The 22,274-nt window shown below is 65.2% G+C and carries 22 protein-coding genes; 13 read left to right on the top strand and 9 right to left on the bottom strand.

The features are described 5' to 3' along the window. Positions 1-33: 33 nt before the first annotated feature. From WN73_RS27000 to WN73_RS27015, 4 genes are read right to left on the bottom strand one after another with little or no spacing between them, the layout of a single operon-like run. Positions 34-747: an ABC transporter ATP-binding protein gene (locus tag WN73_RS27000; protein WP_011086207.1), complete on the bottom strand. Its 714-nt coding sequence runs from the start codon at positions 745-747 to the stop codon at positions 34-36. Continuing rightward, positions 744-2,513: a branched-chain amino acid ABC transporter ATP-binding protein/permease gene (locus WN73_RS27005; RefSeq protein ID WP_271555378.1), complete on the bottom strand. Its 1,770-nt coding sequence runs from the start codon at positions 2,511-2,513 to the stop codon at positions 744-746. Before WN73_RS27005 ends, WN73_RS27000 begins: the two co-directional genes overlap by 4 nt. Continuing rightward, positions 2,510-3,553 (bottom strand): branched-chain amino acid ABC transporter permease, encoded by a 1,044-nt coding sequence (locus WN73_RS27010; protein WP_011086209.1) that lies wholly within the window; start codon positions 3,551-3,553, stop codon positions 2,510-2,512. Before WN73_RS27010 ends, WN73_RS27005 begins: the two co-directional genes overlap by 4 nt. Before the next feature lie 42 nt (positions 3,554-3,595). Further along, a complete protein-coding gene (locus tag WN73_RS27015; RefSeq protein WP_271555379.1) occupies positions 3,596-4,744 on the bottom strand; it encodes an ABC transporter substrate-binding protein in 1,149 nt (382 codons plus the stop codon). A 631-nt stretch (positions 4,745-5,375) separates the two neighbouring features. On the opposite strand from WN73_RS27015, the gene WN73_RS27020 reads away from it, so the two are divergent. Genes WN73_RS27020 through WN73_RS27055 form a run of 8 tightly spaced genes read left to right on the top strand, consistent with a single transcriptional unit; the run spans position 5,376 to position 12,755 of the window. Further along, positions 5,376-6,167 (top strand): aspartate/glutamate racemase family protein, encoded by a 792-nt coding sequence (locus WN73_RS27020; protein ID WP_038965978.1) that lies wholly within the window; start codon positions 5,376-5,378, stop codon positions 6,165-6,167. Positions 6,168-6,188: 21 nt separating this feature from the next. Continuing rightward, entirely contained in the window at positions 6,189-6,626 is a 438-nt protein-coding gene (locus tag WN73_RS27025; RefSeq protein WP_060911388.1) for an organic hydroperoxide resistance protein, read from the top strand. Positions 6,627-6,642: 16 nt separating this feature from the next. Continuing rightward, positions 6,643-7,821: a thiolase family protein gene (locus tag WN73_RS27030; protein WP_271555380.1), complete on the top strand. Its 1,179-nt coding sequence runs from the start codon at positions 6,643-6,645 to the stop codon at positions 7,819-7,821. Beyond that, positions 7,818-9,059, top strand: a complete 1,242-nt coding sequence (locus WN73_RS27035) for an SDR family NAD(P)-dependent oxidoreductase (RefSeq protein ID WP_161535549.1) — start codon at positions 7,818-7,820, stop codon at positions 9,057-9,059. The genes WN73_RS27030 and WN73_RS27035 overlap by 4 nt, the downstream gene beginning before the upstream one ends. Before the next feature lie 34 nt (positions 9,060-9,093). Beyond that, positions 9,094-9,876 (top strand): cyclase family protein, encoded by a 783-nt coding sequence (locus WN73_RS27040; protein WP_161535548.1) that lies wholly within the window; start codon positions 9,094-9,096, stop codon positions 9,874-9,876. A 57-nt stretch (positions 9,877-9,933) separates the two neighbouring features. Continuing rightward, entirely contained in the window at positions 9,934-11,091 is a 1,158-nt protein-coding gene (locus WN73_RS27045; RefSeq protein WP_271555381.1) for an ABC transporter substrate-binding protein, read from the top strand. A gap of 15 nt (positions 11,092-11,106) precedes the next feature. Beyond that, positions 11,107-11,844 carry an AMP-binding protein gene (locus tag WN73_RS27050; RefSeq protein ID WP_271555382.1) on the top strand — a complete coding sequence of 246 codons (738 nt, stop codon included), beginning with the start codon at positions 11,107-11,109 and terminating at the stop codon, positions 11,842-11,844. Beyond that, positions 11,727-12,755 carry an AMP-binding protein gene (locus tag WN73_RS27055; protein WP_271555383.1) on the top strand — a complete coding sequence of 343 codons (1,029 nt, stop codon included), beginning with the start codon at positions 11,727-11,729 and terminating at the stop codon, positions 12,753-12,755. The genes WN73_RS27050 and WN73_RS27055 overlap by 118 nt, the downstream gene beginning before the upstream one ends. Positions 12,756-12,768: 13 nt before the next feature. Here WN73_RS27055 and WN73_RS27060 read toward each other — a convergent pair whose 3' ends face one another. Then, complete coding sequence (locus WN73_RS27060; RefSeq protein ID WP_011086218.1) at positions 12,769-13,275, bottom strand: MarR family winged helix-turn-helix transcriptional regulator; 507 nt, start codon at positions 13,273-13,275, stop codon at positions 12,769-12,771. Positions 13,276-13,566: 291 nt separating this feature from the next. Here WN73_RS27060 and WN73_RS27065 point away from each other — a divergent pair, with 291 nt between their 5' ends. The 3 genes from WN73_RS27065 to WN73_RS27075 are packed head-to-tail and all read left to right on the top strand — an operon-like array spanning position 13,567 to position 17,539. Then, positions 13,567-15,885, top strand: coding sequence for a bifunctional salicylyl-CoA 5-hydroxylase/oxidoreductase (locus tag WN73_RS27065; protein ID WP_271555384.1), 2,319 nt, complete (start codon positions 13,567-13,569; stop codon positions 15,883-15,885). Positions 15,886-15,901: 16 nt separating this feature from the next. Beyond that, positions 15,902-17,080: an acyl-CoA dehydrogenase family protein gene (locus WN73_RS27070; protein ID WP_271555385.1), complete on the top strand. Its 1,179-nt coding sequence runs from the start codon at positions 15,902-15,904 to the stop codon at positions 17,078-17,080. 18 nt (positions 17,081-17,098) lie between these two features. Further along, positions 17,099-17,539, top strand: a complete 441-nt coding sequence (locus WN73_RS27075; RefSeq protein ID WP_271555386.1) for a RidA family protein — start codon at positions 17,099-17,101, stop codon at positions 17,537-17,539. Between the two features lie 11 nt (positions 17,540-17,550). Here WN73_RS27075 and WN73_RS27080 read toward each other — a convergent pair whose 3' ends face one another. The 3 genes from WN73_RS27080 to WN73_RS27090 all read right to left on the bottom strand — a co-directional run bounded on the left by WN73_RS27080 (position 17,551) and on the right by WN73_RS27090 (position 19,551). Continuing rightward, complete coding sequence (locus tag WN73_RS27080) at positions 17,551-17,850, bottom strand: hypothetical protein (protein WP_271555387.1); 300 nt, start codon at positions 17,848-17,850, stop codon at positions 17,551-17,553. Between the two features lie 68 nt (positions 17,851-17,918). Next, entirely contained in the window at positions 17,919-18,413 is a 495-nt protein-coding gene (locus tag WN73_RS27085; protein ID WP_271555388.1) for a flavin reductase family protein, read from the bottom strand. A gap of 55 nt (positions 18,414-18,468) precedes the next feature. Continuing rightward, positions 18,469-19,551, bottom strand: a complete 1,083-nt coding sequence (locus WN73_RS27090) for an LLM class flavin-dependent oxidoreductase (protein WP_271555389.1) — start codon at positions 19,549-19,551, stop codon at positions 18,469-18,471. A 123-nt stretch (positions 19,552-19,674) separates the two neighbouring features. Here WN73_RS27090 and WN73_RS27095 point away from each other — a divergent pair, with 123 nt between their 5' ends. Continuing rightward, the gene (locus WN73_RS27095) at positions 19,675-20,592 is read left to right on the top strand and encodes a LysR family transcriptional regulator (RefSeq protein WP_028171985.1); all 918 of its coding nucleotides are present in this window, start codon (positions 19,675-19,677) and stop codon (positions 20,590-20,592) included. 12 nt (positions 20,593-20,604) lie between these two features. Here WN73_RS27095 and WN73_RS27100 read toward each other — a convergent pair whose 3' ends face one another. After that, positions 20,605-21,489, bottom strand: coding sequence for an SMP-30/gluconolactonase/LRE family protein (locus tag WN73_RS27100; RefSeq protein ID WP_271555390.1), 885 nt, complete (start codon positions 21,487-21,489; stop codon positions 20,605-20,607). A 109-nt stretch (positions 21,490-21,598) separates the two neighbouring features. On the opposite strand from WN73_RS27100, the gene WN73_RS27105 reads away from it, so the two are divergent. Beyond that, entirely contained in the window at positions 21,599-22,273 is a 675-nt protein-coding gene (locus WN73_RS27105; RefSeq protein ID WP_011086227.1) for a TetR/AcrR family transcriptional regulator, read from the top strand. The last annotated feature ends 1 nt before the right edge of the window (position 22,274 follow it).

Raw genomic sequence — 22,274 nt, forward strand, 5'->3', positions numbered from 1 at the left:
ACTTTTTTGTTGTGCGGCCTGCAGGGGCCGGTCCTAGTGCCCGCCGAGATAGGCCGTGATCAGCCGGGGATCGTGGATGAGGTCCTTGGCGGGGCCTGACTGCACCACCTCGCCGGTCTCGAGCACGTAGCCGTAGTCGGCCGTCTCGAGCGCGGCGCGGGCGTTCTGCTCGACCAGCAGGATCGACACGCCGAGATCGCGTAGCGAGGCGATGGTGCGAAAGATCTCGCGCACGATCAGCGGCGCGAGGCCGAGGCTGGGCTCGTCCAGCATGAGAAGCTTCGGCTTGGCCATCAGTGCACGGCCGAGCGCGAGCATCTGGCGCTCGCCGCCGGAGAGTGTGCCGGCGGCCTGGCGCTGCCGCTCCTTCAGCCGGGGGAAGCGATCATAGACCTCGTCCAGTGTCTTCTGGACGCCCGAGCGGTCGCGCAGGCTGTACGAGCCGAGCAGCAGATTGTCGGCGACCGACATGTCGGAGAACAGCTCGCGCTTTTCCGGGACGAGGCACAGCCGGCGCTCGACGCGGTCCTCGACGGACATCCTCCCGATATCGTTGCCCTGAAACACCAGGCGGCCGCGCGATGCGAGCAGCCCGATGGCGGCCATCAGCAGCGTGGTCTTGCCGGCGCCATTCGGGCCGATGACGGTGACGATCTGCCCTTCCTCGACCGACAGCGAGACGTTGCGGACCGCTTCGACATTGTCGTAGCAGACGGTCACGTCGGTCATCGAAAACATCTCGCTCACGCGACGCCTCCAAGATAGGCCTCTTGAACCCGCTCGTCGCTGCGGATCGCCGCTGGAGCGCCTTCGCAGAGCTTTGAGCCGAAATCGAGCACCACGATGCGGTCGACCAGCGACATCACGAACTCCATGTCGTGTTCGACGATCAGGATGGTCAGGTGGTCCGACCGCAGCGACCTGAGCAGCTCCGCAAGCCGCAGCTTCTCCTGGCGGCGAAGGCCGGCCGCCGGCTCGTCCAGCACCAGCAGCGCCGGGTCCGCGGCGAGCGCACGGGCGATCTCCAGGATGCGCTGATTGCCGAGCGGCAGATTGCCCGCGAGCTCGAACGGTTTTTCGCCGAGCCCGACGCGCTCGAGCTGCATCAGGGCCTCGTGCCGCGCGCTGGCCTCCTCGCGCTGGTTGAGGCGGAAGGCGCTGGCGAACAGGCCGGTGCTGGTGCGGGCGTAGGTGCCGAGCATGACGTTTTCGAGCAGGCTCATGCGCGGCCGCAGCTTCACATGCTGGAAGGTCCGCGCGATCCCGGCCTTGGCGATGCGGGATTGCGCGTCGCGCGTGATGGGGCGTCCCGCAAAGACGATCTCGCCCTTGTTGACCCGCAGCGCGCCGGTCAGGCAGTTGAACATCGTGCTCTTGCCGGCGCCGTTCGGGCCGATGACGGCGAGGATCTCGCCGGACCGCACCTCGAAGCTGACATTGTTGACGGCGACGAGGCCGCCGAACCGCCGCTCGGCACCATCGACCTTCAGAAGCAGTTCGCCCGGGGTCGGCTGCGCGCGGCGGGGCAGGGGCGGCGCCGGCAGCGGCCGATCGCGCCGGACCTTCGGCAGAAAGCGCGCAACGAACGGCACGATGCCCTGCCGCGCCCATTGCAGGAACAGGATGAACAATGCGGAGAAGGCGACGATCTCGAGCTGACCGGAAGCGCCCTTGGCGATCAGCGGCAGATAGTCTTGCACGCTGTTCTTGAGCAGGGTGACGACGGCGGCACCGACGACGCCGCCGAGAAGGCTGCCGGCGCCGCCGACCATCGACATCATCAGATATTCGATGCCCATGCCGGCATCGAACGGGCCGGGGCTGATGAACCGGCTCATATGGGCGTAGAGCCACCCTGAGAGCGAGGCCAGGAAGGCCGCGATCACGAAGGTCACGAGCTTGATCTGGAAGGCGTTGATGCCGAGGCTCTCGACCAGCGTGTTGCCGCCGCGGAGCGCGCGCATGGCGCGGCCGAGCCGGGAGTCCAGCAAATTATATCCGAGCAGCAGGACGGCGGCGACGACGCCCCAGATCAGGAAATAGATCTGCGCGCTCGAGACCAGCGCGATCGATCCGATGCTGATCGGCGGGATCGACGAGATGCCATTGAAGCGGCCGAGCCCCTCGACATTGCCGAACAGGAAGCCGATCGCGAGGCCCCATGCGACGGTCGAGAGCGAGAGGAAATGGCCCTGAAGCCGCAAGGTGACGACGCCGAGGATGGACGCCACCGAGCAGGTCAGCGCCACGCCGAACAGGAGGCCGAGCCACGGGGAGTACCCGTTCAGCGCGGAGACCCAGGCCGTTGCATAGGCCGCGACGCCGACGAACGCGGCCTGTCCGAACGACACGATGCCGCCGACACCGGTGAGCAGGGCAAGGCCAATGGCGACCAGCGAATAGATGCCGATGTAGTTCATCAGCGTGATGCTGAACGGACTGAGCACGAAGGGGGCCACCGCCAGACACGCCAGCGCCGCCATTGCCGCAAGCTGAATTTGGAAGCGCGTCATTCCTCGATCTCCTCCTCGGAATGCAGCGAGGCGAGCGATCGCCAGATCAGGATCGGGATCAGTAGCGAGAACACGATGACGTCCTTCAGCGCGCTGCTCTCGAAGGATGCGAAGCTTTCGAGAATACCGACGCCGACGGCGCCGATCGCCGCGCCGGGATAGCTGGTCATGCCGCCGACGATGGCGCCGACGAAGGCCTTGAGGCCGATCAGGAAGCCGGAATCGTAGAACACGGTGTTGACCGGTGCGATCAGGATGCCCGATACGCCGGCCATCAGCGAGCCCAGCAGATAGGCGATCGTGCCGGCGCGGGCGGGCCGTATTCCCATCAAGCGGGAGCCGGTCCGGTTCACGGCGGTGGCACGCAGCGATTTTCCGACCAGCGTGAAGTCGAAGAAGAGAAAGAGCAGGCCACTGAAGACGAGGGCTGCGATCACGATCAGCATGGTCTGGCCCGAGACCAGCACGCCGGCGAACTCGGCCGACAACGACGTCAGCGGTTCGGTTCTGACGCCTTCAGGTCCGAAGAACAGCAGCCCCAGGCCCACCAGCGCGAAATGCAGCGCGACCGAGACCGTCAGGAGCAACAACACCGTTCCGTCCGCGATGGGGCGGAAGACGATCCGATCCAGCAGCGGAGCGATCGGCGTGATCAGCATCAAGGCAAGCACGAGCCTGACGGCGAGCGGAGGATCGGCGCGCATCGTCAGCCAGGCGAGGCCAACCACGGCCACCGGAAGCACGAGGTAGAACAAGAGCGCGCGCGGCAGCAGCCGGGTTTCGCCGGCGCGTACCAGCGAGATGATCTCGATCAGGGTCGCAAGGCAGGCCAGGATGACCACCAGCGCCCCCGTGCCCGGAAAGCGCTTCGCATCGAGGGCCGCCAGCGTCAGCGCGGTGAACGCGGCGATGTCGCCGAAGGGAATGAAGATGACCCTGGTCACCGTGAAGATGAGGACGGTCCCGATCGCCACCAGCGCATAGACTGCGCCGGTGGCGATCCCGTCGATCGCAAGAATGGCTGCGATGTCACTCGTCATTGAGACGTCGTTCCCCCGTTCTGACTGTCTGCCGCCCTCCGACTACGGCGCGTACTTCCAGGCACCGCCGGTCAGCCGCACCACGACGAGCGCGCGTTCGTCGACGCCGGTCACCGCACCGGGCTTGAAGTTGTAGACGGCATGCACGCCCGGCAGCTCCTTGGTGCTGAGGATCGCGTCCCGCAACGCAGCGCGGAATTCCGCCGTTCCGGGCTTGGCGGTCTTGAGCGCGCGCTCGGCGGCGTTGGCGAAGATCAGCCAGGCGTCGAAGGAGTAGGCGGAGAAGCCGTCCGTGGTCGGGATGTTATGGGTCTTCTGGTAGACGCTGCGGAAATCCAGCGCGATCTTCTTGGCAAAGTGCTCGTCGGGAAGCTGCTCGGCGACGATCACGGGACCCGCGGAGACCTGAATGCCGTCGGCCGCCTTGCCGCCGACGTTGACGAAGTCCGGATTGACCAGCGCGACGGTACCGTAGGTGTTTCCCTTGAAGCCGCGTTCGGCGAGGCTGAGCAGAGGCAGCGCGCCCTGGGTGCCCGAGCCGCCGTCCAGCACGGCGTCCGGCCGCGCCGCAAGCACCTTCAGGGTTTGCGCGGTGACCGAGGTGTCGGTGCGGGCATAGCGCTCGTTGGTCTGGACCTTGATGTCGCCGGCGGCTTCGGCGGCCTTGGCGCCGTTGTAGACGAGGTCGCCCCACGCGTCGGAGAAGCCGATATAGCCGATGTTCTTCATGCCGTCGCGCTTCATGCGGTCGGCGACGATCTTGACGAGGAGGGAAGCCGGCTGCGGCACCGACACCACCCACTGCTCGGGCGTATCAGGCAATTTGGCGATCGGCGAGACCGCGATCATCGGCACCTTCAGCTCGCTCGCCACTGCCGCCATGGCGATGGTCGAGGGGGCCGTCGCGGTGCCGATCAGGAGGTCGACTTTCTCTTCCTCCACCAGCTTGCGCGCATTGCGGGTCGCGGCCGACGGGTCGGAGCCGTCGTCGAGCTGGATCAGGCGAATGGTCTCGCCGTTGATGGTCTTCTTGTATTCATAGGCGGCGTTGATGCCCCGCCCATAGGGGATTCCGATCGACGAGCCGTTGCCGCTGAGCGAGGTGACGAAGCCGATCGTGATGTCGGCCCGCGCAGCCGGGGCTGCGAAGATTCCGGCGACAAGTGCAAGTAGGCTCAGAGTCTTGCGCATTTGCGTTCTCCTCCGTTGATGCTGGATAGGAATGCCTTGATGCCGCCACGCGGGGAGCCCGAACGACGAACGAACCGATTGAAAGCATTGCTGCAGCGCCAAATCCCGGGCGCGGCCGAAGAGAGTTTGCTCGGGCGGGCGTCAGCAGCCATGGCCCTGGTTGCCGTTCGAACAACGAGCCCATCGGCGAATGCGGGCGGGCCTTTTCTGAAGCAATGAAAGGTCGTTGGCCCTGCCGCGATGCGCGACCGGCGGTGCTGCTGCTGCCGGCTGTTCGAGCACGGCGACTGTCCACACGATCGAGTCTCTCAAAATCGGTGCCCTGCAACATCATTGTCATGGCCACCGGTCCCTGACCGGCGAGGAATTACTTAAAGCCTAAAGTATTATCGGTGGGGCCGTCAACACGTGTCACGGTGCTGTCAGAAAAAAATGTCGTTGCATACAATTTCGCCAGAGCGCGGCGCTTCTTTGCCATTCGATTGGACGAAAAGGCCGTGCCTGCCTTGCCGTGGCGGTGGCCGTCGCCAGCGCCGCGGCGTGCATTTGACGCGTGAATTAGTTTATGATTGAAATATATTCATCGGCAGCCGACGACCGATCCTCCGATCACCGCTTGAGGAGAAGGACGATGCGCATCTTCTGGCAGAGCTTCGTTGATGCGAGCGTGAACGCGCCCTACATGGCGCGGCTGTCGGAGTACCTCAACAACATCGCCGCATCCGGCACGACGGTTCATGTCGAGGGCATTTCGCCGCCGGACCGCGAGTTCGGACGGCTTGCGGAATTGCGCTGCGCCGTCCAGGCGATCGACAACGGCATCGCGGCCGAGGAGGGCGGGTTCGACGCCTTCGTCATGGGGCACTTCCAGGATCCGGGTCTCTACGAGCTGCGCTCGACGCTCGACATTCCCGTGATCGGGACCGGCGAGGCGACGTTGCTGGCGGCCTCGCAGCTCGGCCGGCGATTAGGCCTTGTGACGCTCGATCCTGTCTTCGAGGTCTGGCATTACGAGCAGGCCGAGCGCTACGGCCTCGGCGATCGCGTGGTCCACGTGACGGGCCTTGGCTGCAAGCCGGCGGATTTCGCCGATGCGTTCGCCGGAGATCAGGCCGCGCAAGCCCGCATGATCGAGGATTTTGTCGCCTGCGCACGTCCGCTGGTCGAGCGCGGCGCCGACGTCGTGATCCCCGCCGGTGTGCTGCCGGGCCTCCTGATCGGCAGGGAGCATGGCCTGAAGGTCGGCCACGCGCCCGTGGTCAACTGCGCGGCCGTGGCCCTGAAGAGTGCGGAGATGTGGGTGCAGCTCCGGAAGCTCAATGGCACCGAGCCCAGCCGCGGGCCGAGCTTCAAGCGGGCCAGCGCACAGGCGCGCGACGATTTTCGCGCACTTCTCGCCCGCAACAGCCGCCAGTCCCGGTGAACCAGCCTTGGAGAACCAGCCATGATGACTCCCGAAAAGATCCTGTACGAGACCGAGGTGACGGCGACCGGAGGTCGGGATGGCAAGGCCGCCAGCACTGACGATCGGCTGTCGGTCTTGCTGTCCGTGCCGAAATCGCTGGGCGGCCCCGGCGGCGAGGGCACCAATCCCGAGCAGCTCTTTGCGGCCGGCTATGCCGCGTGCTTTCTCGGTGCGGTCAAGCTGGTCGCGCGCACCCGCAAGGTCGCGCCATCCGCCGAGCCCTCGGTGACCGCGAAGGTTGCAATGGGGCCGGTCCCCGTCGGATATGCGCTCGCCGTTGAACTGAAAGTCAACCTGCCGGGTGTCGAGAAATCTGTGGCCGAAGAGGTCGTCGCCGGCGCGCACGAGCGTTGCCCCTATTCGAACGCAACCCGCGGCAATATTGCCGTGAAACTGACGGTGGTCTCAGGCGGATGAACGAGGCGGGCGCTCGGTGACCAATTCCTTACGCACACCGTACGACGGCGTCGTGATTGCGGCTCCCGTCACGATTCCCTATGTGCGCTACTCCATCGAAAGCGCGCAGTGGTGGATCGGCCGTGCGCTCAGCGCGCTCGTCGCGCAGGCCGGCATCAAAGCCTCCGACATCGACGGTCTGTGCGTCTCCAGCTTCACCATGGGGACTGACAGCGGGATCGGATTGACGCAGCACTTCGGGCTCTGCGTGCGATGGCTGGATACGATCCCGCTCGGCGGCGCCAGCGCGGTCGCGGGATTGCGAAAGGCGGCGCGCGCGGTTCAGGCCCATGACGCCGACATCGTGGCGTGCGTGGCGGGTGACACCAACCACGTCGATTCCTTCCGGCTGACGCTCGAGAATTTCTCGCGCTTCAACCAGGATGCCGTCTATCCCTATGGCGCGGGCGGCGCCAATGCGAGCTTCGCGCTGATCGCGCGCAACTATATGCGCACCTTCGGCGTCACGCGGGAGGATGTCGGCAGGATCGCGGTCGCCCAGCGCGCCAATGCGCTGCGCAACCCGCACGCGTTGATGAAGGCACCGTTGACGCTCGAACAGTATCTCGCGGCCCGACCGATCTCCGATCCCATCCATCTGTTCGACTGCGTGATGCCCTGCGCCGGCGCGGAAGCGTTCCTCGTCATGCGCGAGGATACCGCGGCGTCGCTCGGGCTGCCTGTGGCGCGACTGCTGTCGACGATCGAGCGGCACAATGCCTTCGCCGACGATCCGATGCAGGTGCGCGGCGGCTGGGCGATGGACATCGGCGAACTCTATGCGATGGCCGGCGTGAAGCCTGATGATCTCGCTGTCGTGCAGACCTATGACGACTATCCCGTCATCACGATGATGCAGTTCGAGGATCTCGGCTTCTGCAAGAAGGGGGAGGGGGCCGAGTTCGTGCGCCAGCACGATCTCACCATCGATGGCGACTTTCCGCACAACACCTCGGGCGGACAACTCTCGGCCGGGCAGGCCGGCGCGGCCGGCGCCTATCTCGGCCTCGTCGAAGGGCTGCGGCAGGTTCTGGGGACTGCAGGCTCCACCCAGGTCAGGAATGCGAACCTCGCCTTGGCCTCGGGGTTCGGTATGATCAATTACGACCGCGGTCTCGCCTCGGGCGCCGCGATCTTTGCAGGGCCGTCGCGATGATAGAGCCGATCAAGCCGCCCCGGCGCAAGAACCCGCTGCTGCGGACGCGGCTGCCTGCTTCGCCACCGCGACCGCGCAGCAGGACGTCGCATGGGTTCACGCGGGCAGCCGCCGAAGGCCGCTTCATGCTGCAGCAGTGTGATGCCTGCGGTGCCTTCGCCTATCCCGCGCGGGAGGCTTGTCCGTCTTGCCTGTCGGCCAACCTCGCGTTCGCCGATGCGCCACGACGAGGCGTCCTTCTCGCGGAAACGACGGCACGCGTGCCGAGCGACGTCTATTTCCGTGAACGGGCGCCCTGGCGCATCGGCCTCGTCAAGATGGACTGCGGTCCGACGATCGTCGCACATCTCCATGCCGACGCCGCGGAGGGCGCGCCCGTCCGCATGTCGTTTCAACTCGACAAGAGCGGCCAAGCGGTGGCTTTTGCCCATCCCGAGGGGGAGACTCCCAACATGGCAGACGACAAGCAGTGGCGGGAAATGACGGCCGATCCGAAATTCCGGCGCGTGCTCGTGACCAACGGCCGCAGCGTGATCGGCCAGGAAGCCGTCGCCGCATTGAAGGCGGCAGGCGCCAAGACGGTCTTTGTCGGTGTTGCCGAACCATGGCGGCCTTTCGCCGGCGAGAATCTGCTGCGCGGTCAGGACGGGATCGAAATCGTGACCCTTGATGCGGCCGACGAGAAATCCGCAGCTGATCTCGCCGCCGACATCGGCGGCAAGGTCGATATCCTCGTCAACACGACGGAATATGTGCGGCCGGGCGGCCTGCTCGACCGCAGGGGCACGAGCATCGCACGGGACGAGATCGACCAGGCCTATCTCGGCTTCATCAACCTCGCGCAGGCCTTTGGCCCCGGCATGCGGATGCGGGGAGCCGATGGCATCAATAACAGCGCCGCGTGGGTCAACATTCTCTCGGTCTATGCGCTGGCGAACTGGCCTGCCTTTGGCGCCTACTCGGCCTCGCAAGCGGCGTGCCTGTCGCTCTCGCACTGCCTTCGTGCCGAGCTCAGGCCCGGCGGCGTCAAGGTGATGAATCTGTTCACCGGGCCTGTCGACACCGAATGGTTCCAGACCGTGCCGCCGCCGAAGGTCGCGCCGCGCGCCATCGCGCAGGCGATCGTATCGGGGCTGAGAGGCGGGCTCGAGGAGATGTATGTCGGAGATGTCGCCGAAGAGATACGGCAACGTCTCGCGGCCAATCCGAAAGCGCTCGAGCGCGAGCTCGACAGGTGACATCGAGATTTCAACCAAGCCGGAGGACGTGACGATGCAGAGCAACAATCTCCTGGAGCTGGCGGGTGCGATTTCTTCCGGCGCGGTGCGCGTCGTCGATCTGACTTTCACGCTCAGTCCGGACTTTCCGGTCATCGTGCTGCCGCCGGAGTTCGGCCAGGCGGCGCCGGTCCGCATCCAGGAAATCTCGCGATACGACGGTCGCGGCCCGGCCTGGTATTGGAACAATGTCACGTTCGGCGAGCACACCGGCACGCATTTCGACGCGCCGATTCACTGGTTCACCGGCAAGAGCCTGCCGAACAATGCCGTCGACACGATGCCGGCCAAGGACATGATCGCGCCGGCCTGCGTCATCGACTGCTCCGCGCAGGCGGCGCAGGATCCCGATTTCCTGCTGACCGTCCCGCTCGTGGAAGCCTGGGAAGCCAAGCACGGCCGGATCCCCGAGCGGAACTGGGCGCTGCTGCGGACCGACTGGTCGAAGAAGGGTTGGCGCGACTATTCCAATCTCAGGGATGACGGCGCGCACACGCCGGGCCCGAACCCTGATGTCATGAAGTGGCTGGTGGAGGAGCGCGGCGTCATCGGATTTGGCACCGAGACCATCGGCACGGATGCAGGGCAGGCCGGCCATTTCGAGCCGCCTTATCCGGCGCATCACTTCCTGCACGGCGCGGGTCGCTACGGCCTGCAATGCCTGTGCAACCTGGATCAGCTTCCGGCCACCGGGGCTGTCATCGTCGCCTCGCCGCTGAAGATCCAGAACGGCTCCGGCAGTCCGCTTCGCGTCATCGCGCTGGTTTCGTCAACCTGAACTGAATCCATGGCGCTTGCCAATCGGAACAAGACATTCTCACGAAGGACAGGTGCCATGAACTTGATCAAGAGTCTGCTGGCCTCCACTGCGTTGCTTCTTGCCGTCCCGCACATTGCGCAAGCCGATATTCTCGTCGGCTTCGTCACCGGTCTCAGCGGACCGGTATCCTCGATCGGCATTCCGAACGCGAAGGGGATCGCGGCGGGCCAGGCCTATGTCGGTGAGATCGGCGGCGAGAAGGTGCGGGTCATCCAGCTCGATGACGGCTCCGATCCGACGTCGTCGGCGCGCAATGCCCGCAAACTCGTCGAGCAGGAAAAAGTCGATGTCCTCATTGGCACGTCCGGTGCGCCCCAGACGCTCGCAATGGCGACTGCGGCTATCGAGATGAAGATTCCGATGATCGCGGTGTCCCCGATCGCGCCGGTGCCGCCGGGCGAGGGCGGTCCCTGGGTCGTGCAGACGCCGCAACCGACGCCGCTGCTGTTGCAGGGCATCGTCGACAACATGAAGGCGAAGGGATTGAAGAGCGTCGCCTTCATCGGCTTCTCCGACGCGTTAGGTGACCTCTTCTACGATTCCCTGGTGCAGGCCGCCAAGTCGGCGGACATCAAGGTGATCGCCAATGAGCGCTACGCGCGTTCGGACTCTTCGGTCACGGCCCAGGTGCTGCGCGCGATCGCCGCGCGTCCCGATGCGATCATGCTGGGTGGAACGGGAACGCCCGGTGCGCTGCCGGTCATCGCGCTGTCCGAGCGCGGCTACAAGGGGCCGCTCTACGGCAATCACGGCATGATCAGTGCCGATTTCCTCCGTCTTGCCGGCAAGGCCGCCAACGGCATCATCTGTCCGACCGGACCGGTGACCGCGGCGGAGCAGCTTCCCGCCAGCAATCCGATTCAGAAGGTTGCGCTGGATTTCCGTGCGGCCTTCGAGAAGGCCAACGGCGAGGCGCCGACGGATTCATTCTCGTCCTATTCCTTCGACGGCTGGCTGGTGTTCGCCGATGCCGCCAAGCGTGCGATGGCAACCGGCGCCAAGCCCGGCTCGCCGGAATTTCGGACCGCGCTTCGTCAGGCGCTGTTCACGACCAAGGAGGTCGTGGGGACGCAGGGCGTCTACACCTACACGCCGGCTGATCGGCATGGCGTCGACGATCGCTCGCGCATCCTGGTCCAGATCGAGGACGGCAAATACAAGCTGTTGCCCTGAGGCGGACGCATGATCGTGGCGGAAAACGAGGGGCCGGCGAACGCCGGCGCAGCGGCCGGACGGGAGAACGCGACGCCGGCCTGGGCGCGCGCGGTGACGTCGTTTCCACCGTCGGAGCGGATCCTTTCCACCATCCTCACGCGGCAGGCGGAACGCTATGGCGATCGCGTCCTGCTGGTCGCGGGCGAGACGCGCTGGACCTTTGCGCAGACCGCGGCGATCGCGGCCGCGGCGGCCCAGGCGCTCGTCAATGCGGGGATCAAGCCGGGCGATCGGGTCGCGCTGATGTGTTCGAACCGTCCGGAGTTTTTACAGGTCTACCTTGGCTGTGCGTGGCTCGGGGCCATCGCGGTCCCGATCAATACAGCGCTCCGCGGCTTCCAGCTCTCCCACATCTTCCGCAACTCGCGTCCCGCGCTCCTTGTCGTCGAGGCTCAGTTCGTTGCCGCGATCGAGAGTGTCGAGGCAGGTGTCGAGCTGCCGCCTCGGACCTGGATCGTCGGAGCTGCCGGCGGGGCGGTCGATGCCGGGCTTTCCGCGTTGCCATTGCCGGCTCTCGGAGCCGCGGCCCCGGCGGGCGCCGTGCGCCCCGGCGACACCGTTGCGATCCTGGCACGACGGGGCCTGCAAAGGGTGTGTGCTGCCCGCAGGCGCAACTGTTCTGGTGGGGCATCTATTCGGCGCGGGCGCTTGGCGTTCGCGAGGGCGATGTGCTGTTCACGACGCTGCCTTTGTTTCACACCAACGCGCTGAATGCGTTCTACCAGGCGCTCCTGAACGGATGCACCTACGTGCTGGAGCCGAAGTTCTCCGCCTCCGGCTTCTGGGCCGCCGCGCAACGGCACAATGCGACGGTCGGCTATCTGCTCGGTGCGATGGCGTCGATGCTTCTGGCGCAGCCGAAGAATCCGAACGATTCGGCGCATCGTCTTCGCGTTGCGCTTGGCGGCGGCGTGCCGCCGCAAATCCACGCGCCGTTCCTCGAGCGATTTGGCGTGCCGCTGGTCGACGGCTATGGCTCGACCGAGACCAATTTCGTGTTTGCAGGAACGATCCCATCCGATCGTCCAGGGACGATGGGCTATCTCGCCAACGGGATCGAGGCGCGGATCGTCGACGAAAATGATTCAGCGCTTGCTGACGGACAGGCCGGGGAGCTGCTGCTTCGCGCAAAAGAGCCCTTTGCTTTCGCCACCGGCTATTTCGGCATGCCGGAGAAAACGGTCGAGGCGTGGCGAAATCTGTGGTTTCACTCGGGCGATCGGGTCGTCCGGGATGCTGACGGACACTATCGCTTCATTGACCGCATGAAGGATTCGATCCGCAGGCGTGGCGAGAACGTATCTTCGTGGGAGGTCGAGCAGACCATCCAGTCCCATCCCGCGGTCGCCGCTTGCGCGATCTACCCGCTGCCGTCGGAATTGGGAGAGGACGAGGTTGCGGCTGCGATCCTGCTGGAGCCGGGCCAATCGCTGGAGCCCGTCGACATCGTCGGGCATTGCGAAGGGCAGATCGCCTATTTCGCCATCCCGCGCTATGTGCGCATTCTGAGCCAGATGCCGCTGACGGAGAACGGCAAGATCAAGAAGGGCGTGCTGCGTGACGCCGGCGTCACCGCGGATACGTGGGATCGCGAGGCGGCCGGAGTAAGATTGCGACGCTGACCGTCGCGTCCGCTCAGGGTTTTTGCAGCGCGTCCCTGACGGCGCCCTTGAGGTCGTCGAGCTCGCCGATCAATCCGTCGAACCGGTCCGCCGGGAAATCCGCCAGCAGCTCGGCGAGCCATGCGCCGTGGCTCTTGGCCATTCGCCTGAAGGTCTTGCGGCCTTCGACCGTCATACAGACGATCTGCACGCGGCGGTCGAGGTTCGACGCTGTGCGGGTGATGTATCCATCCGCGACCAGGCGGTCCACGATCGGCGTGAGGTTCCCGGCCGAGACCATCAGGCGCTTGGGCAGCTCTCCCAGCACGAGTCCGCTCGGCTCGCGGTCGAGCTGGGCGAGAACATCGAAGCGGGGCATGGTAAAATCGAACTCTTCACGGAACCGGCGCCGCAGCTCCCCCTCGATCAAGGTCGTGCAGGCGAGCAGCCGGAGCCAAACTCGCGTTTGAGCCCTGTACTCGGCCTCCTGATCCGCCCCATTCCTGGCTGAAACAGGCGTGGACTCCTTCGCGAGCGCCAATCGAATCTCCCGGGCTTGGTGGCCTGATGAAAGCTGGTGCAGCTCTCGTGGATGCCCGCAAGATAGTTCGTGCCAAAAGTAAATTCAAGGCTGAGCCCGGGTGCCTCGGACTCGGCTCTGCCGTGTCCACTTTGCATTGTATCTCAAGATCGACGCGGTGGCGCCGGGCGCGTCGCCCGGACTCCTTGCAGAACCCACCTTGACAAGGCCCGTGCCGACAAAATACTTTATGCTTAAAATAATTCGAGCGAGAGCTCAGGCACACGGCGCGGCGCGCGAAAGCGAGGGATCATGCGCATAGTCTGTATTGGCGGCGGCCCGGCGGGTCTCTATCTGGGCCTGCTGATGAAGCGCCGGCATCCGGAGCACGTCATCACGGTCGTCGAGCGCAACAAGCCCTACGATACGTTCGGCTGGGGAGTCGTGTTCTCCGATGCCATGATGACCGCGATGCGCCTTGCCGACCCCGAGAGCGCGACCGAGATCGAGGACGCCTTCAATCACTGGGACGATATCGAGCTCGTCTTCAAGGGCACGCGCCAGCGCACGACCGGCCATGGCTTCATCGGTATCGGGCGCAAGCATCTGCTCAATATTCTTCAGAGGCGCTGCGAGGCGCTGGGTGTCGAGCTCGTCTTCGAGCGCGACGTCGAGTCCGATCTCGAATTTCCCGACGCCGACCTGATCGTCGCCTGCGACGGCGTCAATTCCAGAATCCGCGCGCGCTATGCCGAGCAATTCCAGCCCGACATGGTGATCCGGCCGAACCGTTACATCTGGCTCGGCACCAAGAAGGCGTTCGACGCCTTCACGTTCGATTTTCAGAGGACCGAGCACGGCTGGTTCCAGGCGCACATCTACAAGTTTGACGCGGAGACCTCGACCTTCATCGTCGAGACCACGGAAGAAGCCTACAATGCCCACGGGCTTGGCGAGCTCGATCAGCAGGCCTCGATCGATTTCTGCGAAAAGATCTTCGCCGAGACGCTCGATGGCGCGAAGCTCCTGACCAACGCCCGCCATCTGCGCGGCTCGGCCTGGCTCAATTTCAGCCGCCTGATCTGCGGCAAATGGAGCGTGTTCAACGGCAAGTCTCATGTCGTGCTGATGGGAGACGCCGCGCACACCGCGCATTTCGCGATCGGGTCGGGCACCAAGCTCGCGCTCGACGACGCCATCGAGCTCGCCAATCAGTTCGATCGCCACGGTCACGGCCGCGCCGGCATCGAAACCGTGCTGGAAGCGTATGAGGAGGTGCGCCGCGTCGACGTGGCGCGCATCCAGAACGCGGCGCGCAACGCCATGGAATGGTTTGAGGTGGTCGGCCGGCGCTATGCCGATACGCTCGAGCCGCCGCAATTCTTCTATTCGATGCTGACGCGCTCCCAGCGCATCAGCCACGAAAACCTTCGTTTGCGCGACCGCACCTGGCTGGAAGGTTTTGAGCGCTGGTTCGCCGCGCGCTCGGGCATCGCTGTCAAGGACGGCGAGCGGGTGCTGCCGCCGATGCTGACGCCGCACCGCGTGCGCGGCCTTTCGCTCGCGAACCGCATCATGGTGTCGCCAATGGCGATGTATTCGGCTGAGGACGGGCTCATCAACGACTTCCACATCGCCCATCTCGGCGCGCGCGCCATGGGTGGCGCTGCGCTGATCTTTGCCGAGATGACCTGCGTTTCGCCGGATGCGCGGATCACGCCGGGTTGCCTCGGGCTCTGGAACGATGCGCAAGAGGCGCAGTGGCGCCGACTGGTTGGCCTGATCCACAGCCTGGGACACGCCAAGGTCGGAATCCAGCTCGGCCATGCCGGGCGCAAGGGCGCGACCAGAGTGCCATGGGAAGGGATCGATCAACCCCTTGAATCCGGTGAATGGCCTCTGATCTCCGCGTCGGCGTTGCCGTATCTGCCCCACAGCCAGTTGCCGCGCGCTATGGACCGCAGCGACATGGACCGCGTGCGCGACGATTTCGTCGCGGCGACACATCGTGCGGCGTCGGCCGGCGTCGAGTGGCTCGAGCTCCATTGCGCCCACGGCTATCTGCTGTCGAGCTTCCTGTCGCCGCTGACCAACCGGCGCACGGACGAATACGGCGGCAGCCACGAGAACCGTGCGCGCTTTCCGCTCGAGGTGTTCAAGGCGATGCGCGCGGCGTGGCCGTCCGATCGGCCGATGTCGGTGCGCCTGTCCTGCCATGACTGGACCGAAGGCGGCAACACTCCGGCCGATGCGGCGATCTTCGCCGCGATGTTCAAGGAGGCGGGTGCGGACGTGATCGATTGTTCGTCGGGGCAGGTCTGGAAGGAAGAGCGGCCGATCTATGGACGCCTGTTCCAGACGCCGTTCGCCGACCTGATCCGCAACGAAGTCGGCATCGAGACCATTGCAGTCGGCGCGATCTCCGAGGCCGATCACGCCAACTCGATCCTCGCGGCCGGCCGCGCCGACCTCTGCGCCATTGCGCGGCCGCATCTGGCCGACCCGGCCTGGACGTTGCACGAAGCCGCGCGCATCGGCATCACGTCGGTCAATTGGCCGAAGCAGTATCTGTCCGCCAAGGGGCAATACGAAAGCAATCTGGCGCGCGCCGCGGCAGCTAGCGCGCAGTGAGCGGAGGAGGGATCAGATGAGCGCCGTGGCAAAGGTCATCAAGCGCGACTGGCTGGACTGGCCGTTTTTCGAACCGCGCCATCACACGATCGGCGAGCGGCTCGACCGCTTCGTGCAGTCGGGGGCGCTCGAGACAATCGATCATCGCGATGTCGATGGCGCCTGCCGCAAGCTCGTGCGCGCGATGGGCGAGGCGGGCCTGCTCGATTGCGCGGTCGCGGCGCCCGACGGCGATGCGACAACGATCGATTCCCGCTCGATCTGCCTGTCGCGCGAGTCGCTCGCCTATGCCGACGGCCTCGCCGATTTCGCCTTCGCCATGCAGGGGCTCGGCTCCGGTGCGATCGCGCTCGGCGGTTCGGCCGAGCTGCGCAAGGCCGTGCTGCCGAAGGTTCGCTCCGGCGAATGGCTTGCGGCCTTCGCGCTGTCCGAGAAGGAGGCGGGATCGGATGTCGCGGCGATGTCCTGCGCGGCGCGCGCCGACGGCGACGACTACGTCATCGACGGCGAGAAGACCTGGATCTCCAACGGCGGCATTGCCGACGTCTACACGCTGTTCGCCCGAACGGGCGAGGCGCCGGGCGCCCGCGGCATCTCGGCTTTCGTCGTCTTTCCCGATGATCCTGGTTTCGGTATCGCCGACCGCATCGACGTCATCGCGCCGCATCCGCTGGCGACGTTGCGCTTTGCCAATTGCCGGATCCCGGCGAGCCGTCGCCTCGGCGCGCCGGGCGGCGGGTTCAAGCTGGCGATGCAGACGCTGGATATTTTTCGCGCGTCGGTCGCGGCCGCTGCCCTCGGCTTCGCCCGGCGGGCGCTCGACGAGGCGCTGTCGCACGCGCGCAGCCGACGCATGTTCGGCGCGACGCTGGGAGATCTCCAATTGACCCAGGCCGCGCTCGGCGACATGGCAACCGACACCGACGCTGCCGCGCTCCTGACCTATCGCGCAGCCTGGCGCCGCGATGTCCAGAAGCTTCCGACGACGCGCGAAGCGGCCATGGCGAAGCTGACGGCGACCGAGACCGCGCAGCGCGTCATCGACCGCGCGGTTCAGATGTTCGGCGGACGCGGCGTGCGCAAAGGTGAGGTGGTCGAAAGCCTCTACCGCGAAATCCGGGCGTTGCGCATCTACGAGGGCGCGACCGAGGTTCAGAAACTGATTGTGGCGCGTGATTTACTGAAATCGCGCTGAGACGATAGAGAGAAGCCGATGAGTGTGACGAGACAGCCGGGCGCAGCGGCGCCCGACATGGCGAACGGTTTGCAGGTGCTCCAGCCAGGTGGCTGGCCGCAGCCAAAGGGATATGCGAACGGCATGATGGCCGACGGGCGCTTCGTCGTGACCGGCGGCGTCGTCGGCTGGGACGTTTCAGGCCGGTTTGGCGAGGGATTTGTTGCGCAGGTCCGCCAGGCGCTCGAAAACATCGTCGCGATCCTGGCCGAAGGCGGCGCGAGGCCGGATCATCTGGTTCGTCTGACCTGGTATGTCGTGGACATGGACGAATACGTCTCCAATCTCAAGGCGCTCGGCAAAGCCTATCGCGAAGTGATCGGCACCCACTATCCGAGCATGGCGCTCGTTCAGGTCGTGCGCCTTGTCGAGCCGGCAGCACGCGTCGAGATTGAAGCGACGGCTGTCGTTCCGCGCTGAAGGACTGCGGCCTACAGGGCTGGTTCGACGTGGGCCCGGATCGCATTTCGCACGATATCGATCCAGCCATGCTCGCGGGCCTTGGCCACCATCTCGGCATATTGCCGATCCCAGCTTGCATCATCGGGGCGGCCGTCCAGGGTGGGGACCAGGTTAATCGAGACGAGCGCATCGCGATCATCAAGAAGCGTGATCCCGGTGCGGGCCAACGCTTCCGGCGATGCGCCGGCGTGCAGCACCAGCTTGAACTTGCGGAAGTCGAGCGGTTCGGCCAGTCGGACGCTGCCGCCGGCGAAGCATTCGATGATCACGGTGCCGCTCCTTTGAGTCTGGCCTGCCGGCGCGAGATGATCCCGGCCTCGGCGGGCCTGAAGTCCATTTAGCCCTGTGGCAACGCGCGTAGCGCGCCCTGAAAATTGACCAGGGGGTCGCCGTTGCCGCCGCGGGTGGCGACGATCCTGCCGATGAACAGGCCGTGCGTGCCGACCATTTGGTGATGGTGCAGCACGCATTCCAGCGCGCCGATCGCCGGCTCGAGCAATGGCACGTCAAGGACGCCTTGCTCCCACGGCGCCGTCGCGAAGCGGTCGATGCCCTTGGCGCCACCGGCGAAACGCAGCGCCAGATCTTCCTGCCCGCTGCCGAGGAGACTGATCCCGAAGCGGCCGTTGGCGAGGATGGCGGTGTGGGTTTCGGAGCTCGAATTGACGCCGACGAGCAGGCAGGGCGGGTCCATGCACAGCGAGGTCACGGAGCTGACCGTCAGCCCGCGCCGCGCCGTCTCTGTTCCCGTCGCCACGATTGCGACGCCGCTCGCGAGGTTACGCATGGCCAGCCGAAACTCCGCGGCTTCGACTGAGCGGAAATCGGTCATTTGAGACATCTGACATCCCATGACGTACCTCCGGGCTCGCTTCTCGCCGGTTGCGTTACGCCGAAACGGCTTCGCCTGCGACCTTGCCACGGCCGGATTTCAGCTCTTTCCGGATCGCGGGAATGATCCTGCTGCCCCATAGCTCGATCTGGCGCAGCATCGTGCGCTGGTCGAAATCGCCGAGCTGGGTCTGAAGCGCGATGTGGGTCGGTCTGAGAATGCTGATCTCTTCCAGCATGCGGTCGATCACCTGGTTGACGCTGCCGACGGGCAGGTTGTCCCGCATCGTCTCCAGGCTCATGTCGTTCGGCCCGGCCTCTTCCTTGATCAGATAGCCGTCGTCGCTCTGGGCGCGTCGGAACTTCAAGCTTTCGGAGAGCCGGCGCTGGAAGCGCGCATTGTGCAGGTACGACTGGATCTCGCTGTCATTGTCGCTGGCATAGGCGCAGCGCAGGAAGCCGAAGCGCGTGTCGTCGATGGAGCGGCCTTCGTTGGCGGCGATCCCCTCGAGGCGTTCGCGCAGGGCCTTGATGGCATCGAGGCCGTTCAGCAGCGCAGTGACGAACAGATTGTGGTTGTCGCGAATGGCGCGGCCGAGCGTCTCGCCGTGGCCGGACGTGACCCAGATCGGCGGCATCGGCTTCTGCACCGTGCGCACCGCGATGGCGGTCGGCGGCATCTTCAGGTGCTCGCCGGTATAGGAGAAGATGCGCTGCTGCATGCCCGCTTGAAGGACGTCGTAGAATTCGGCGAACAGCGCGTGCGAATGTTCGAGGTCCACGCCAAAGCGGTCGAACTCGAACTTCTGGTAGCCCGAGCCGATGCCGAGATCGAGACGCCCGTTCGAGACCGTGTCGGCAAAGCCGATTTCGCCGAGCAGCCGCGCCGGGTGATACAGCGGCAACACGCAGACGGCGGTGCCGAGCCGGATGCGCTTGGTCAGGCCGGCGCAGTGCGCGACCATCATCAGCGGCGAAGGGCAGAGGCTGTAATTGTTGAAATGGTGCTCGGCATACCAGGCCGTATCGAAGCCGGCCTGCTCGGCGGCTACGGTCTGCTCGACGGCGTTGTTGATGACCTGCTGCGAGCTCTGATGATAGCCGCGCTGCTGCGCCAGAATGAATACGCCGAATTCCATCAGTTGCTTCCTCCACCTGATCGTGGTCGCTCTTGCGATCCGTTCTCAGCAAGCTATGGGCTTGAGCGTTTTCGAACAATTGACGTATTCTGAGCATGTCCTTTGCAGAATCTGAAAAGATCGATGAATCGCCTCCAGGCCATGGAATTGTTCGTCAGTGCCGTCCGTGAGGGCAGCTTTTCCGCGGCCGGGCGCCGTGTCGGGCTCTCCCCGGCGTCCGTGTCGCGCTACATCGGCGAGCTCGAGGCGCAGCTCGGCGTGCAGCTCCTGAACCGCAGCACGCGCCATCTCGGATTGACCGACGCCGGCAAGATCTTCTTCCAGCGGACCGAGCAGGTCCTGCACGGTATCGAGGATGCCGAAGCCGCAGCGCTTTCGTTGCAGACCGCGCCGCGCGGAACGCTACGGGTGCACTCGCGGACGCTGTTCGGCATCAGGGTGCTCTCGCCGCTGATCCCGGGCTTTCAGAAGCTCTATCCGGAACTGAAGGTGGAGCTGCGCCTGTCGGAGCGCCGTCCCCAGCTTCGCGAAGATGAATTCGACGTCGATTTCCAGATCCAGGCGGCGAAAGACCCAGGCCTCATGCAGCGAAGGCTGCTGCGGAGCGAGCGGATTCTCGTGGCCTCGCCGGACTACGTCGGCCGGATGCCGAAATTGCGCGAGCCGGAGGACATCACCCGCCACAATTGCCTGACCTACTGGATGGGCCCTGACGACGTCGTCTGGAAGTTCATGCGCAGGAACAGGCTGCGCGAGATTGTCGTGCCGTCGTCCTTCGGCAGCAACAATGGTGTGGTGCTGTGCGATCTCGCCGTTGCCGGCCACGGCATCGCCCTGTTGGACGACTATACCGTGGCGGAACAGCTGAAGAGCGGGCGCCTGGTCCGCCTGTTGCCGGGCTTCCGGGTGACGAACTCCACCTTCGACGAAGGAATCTACGCCACCTTCCTCCAGAGCAGCTATCTGCCGGAGAAGATCAGGGTCTTCGTGGACTACATGGCCGAGAACGTGCCAAGGCAGGTCAAGAGATCGGCGCAGTAGCGGAGGGGCCGCTCAGGCCGGGCCAAACCGGTGCGCCGGCAGTCCGCGAACGCCAAGGCCTTCGACGGCGAACAAGCCGCCGGCATCCGGGCGGTCATCGCCGAGAGCATGGCTGCGCGAGATCGATGTCACGTACAGAATATCGAGATCGGTTCCCCCGAACGTCACGCTGGTCGGATGGCGGATCGGCATGTCGATCGTCCGCACGGTCGTCCCGTCAGGCGAAAACCGCGCGATCTTGCCGATGCGCACGAGGACCGACCAGATATACCCCTCCGCATCGATCGTCGCGCCATCGCAACCGGAGTCTTGCGCCTCCGTGTTGACGAAGACGCGTTTGTTCGTGAGGGGGCCATCCTGGCTGTAGTCATAGGCCCAGATGATCCGTCTTGCGCTGTCGGCGAGATAGAACGTCCGTCCGTCGGGGCTGAAGCACGGTCCGTTGCTCACGGCGAGGTCCGTCTCCAGAAGTTCCAGCGCTCCCGATGCGTCCAGGCGGTAGAGGCCGCCGAGCGGCGCCTCATCCGGGGGGCGGTCGCCGTGCATCGTGCCTGCCACGAACCGTCCATGGGGATCGGCCTTTCCGTCGTTCAGCCGCACCTTCGGGTGGTCGAGCCCGATCGACGGACCTTCGGTCAGCACGCGCATGTCGAAGTCGTAGCGCGCAAATCCGTGGCGTAGTGCGAGGACAGCGCCGCCGTCACGCCGCAACGCCAGCGACCCGATCGGCGCGGGCGCGCCGAATTGCTCGGTCGCGCCGGTGACGGGGTCGAGGGCGTGGATCAATCCGGCCAGCGCGTCGATCCAGAAGAGGCGCTGTCGGCGCTCATCCCAGACCGGGCTTTCGCCGAGCTGGTCCTTCGTCGTGCCGATTCGCGTGATCCGGACCGCGCTCATGGTTCCTCGCGCAGGGATCGCCGGGCTTGACCGATCGGTCCGTGAAAACCTAGTTTCATTCTAAAGACCCTCATGTTGGCGCCAGGCTGACGAACGGATTGCGGAGTTCATGACCGAACTGTCAACGATGAAGGATGGCGTTGCGAACCAGGCCGAGGCCTCGGACCGCGTGCTTCAGATCCTCGCCGAGGCCGGGCGGCTGTTCGCCAGCAAGGGATTTGAGGGGACTTCGATGCGCGACATCGCGCTCGCCTGCGGCATCTCCAAGTCGCTCCTGTACCATCATTTCTCCAACAAGGACGAGATCTACGCGCGGGTGGCGGTCGGCTCGACGCTCGAACTCTACCTTTTCGTGCGCGACCGCATTCCCGACGGGCCGCCGTCGCAGAAGATTCGTGCTTTCATGGTCGCCACGGCGGAATACTTCCGGCGCTATCGCTGGGCCTGGATCGCCTCCACGACCGCCTTCTGGAACGATCCCGACCGACGGCGGCACAAGGAGAGGCTGACGCGCCGCGACCGTTTCGAGAACTTTCTGCGCGGCCTGATCCAGGAAGCCATCGACGCCGGCGAAATCCGCAAGGTCGACGTTCCCATGACCGGCCGGCTGATCCTCTCTTCGCTCAATTGGATGCATCGCTGGTACAATCCCAACAAATCCGCAACCCCGGAACAGATCGCGGAGATATTCTTCGACATGCTGTTCAACGGGCTGCGGAGCGGGGAGTTGATCGAACTTCCCGGCGCCGAGCCGCCTCGCGCCGGCCGGCGAAAATCACGCTGAC

The sequence above is a fragment of the Bradyrhizobium sp. CCBAU 45394 genome (assembly GCF_028128655.1).
In the GTDB taxonomy this organism is placed as follows: Bacteria; Pseudomonadota; Alphaproteobacteria; order Rhizobiales; family Xanthobacteraceae; genus Bradyrhizobium; species Bradyrhizobium diazoefficiens.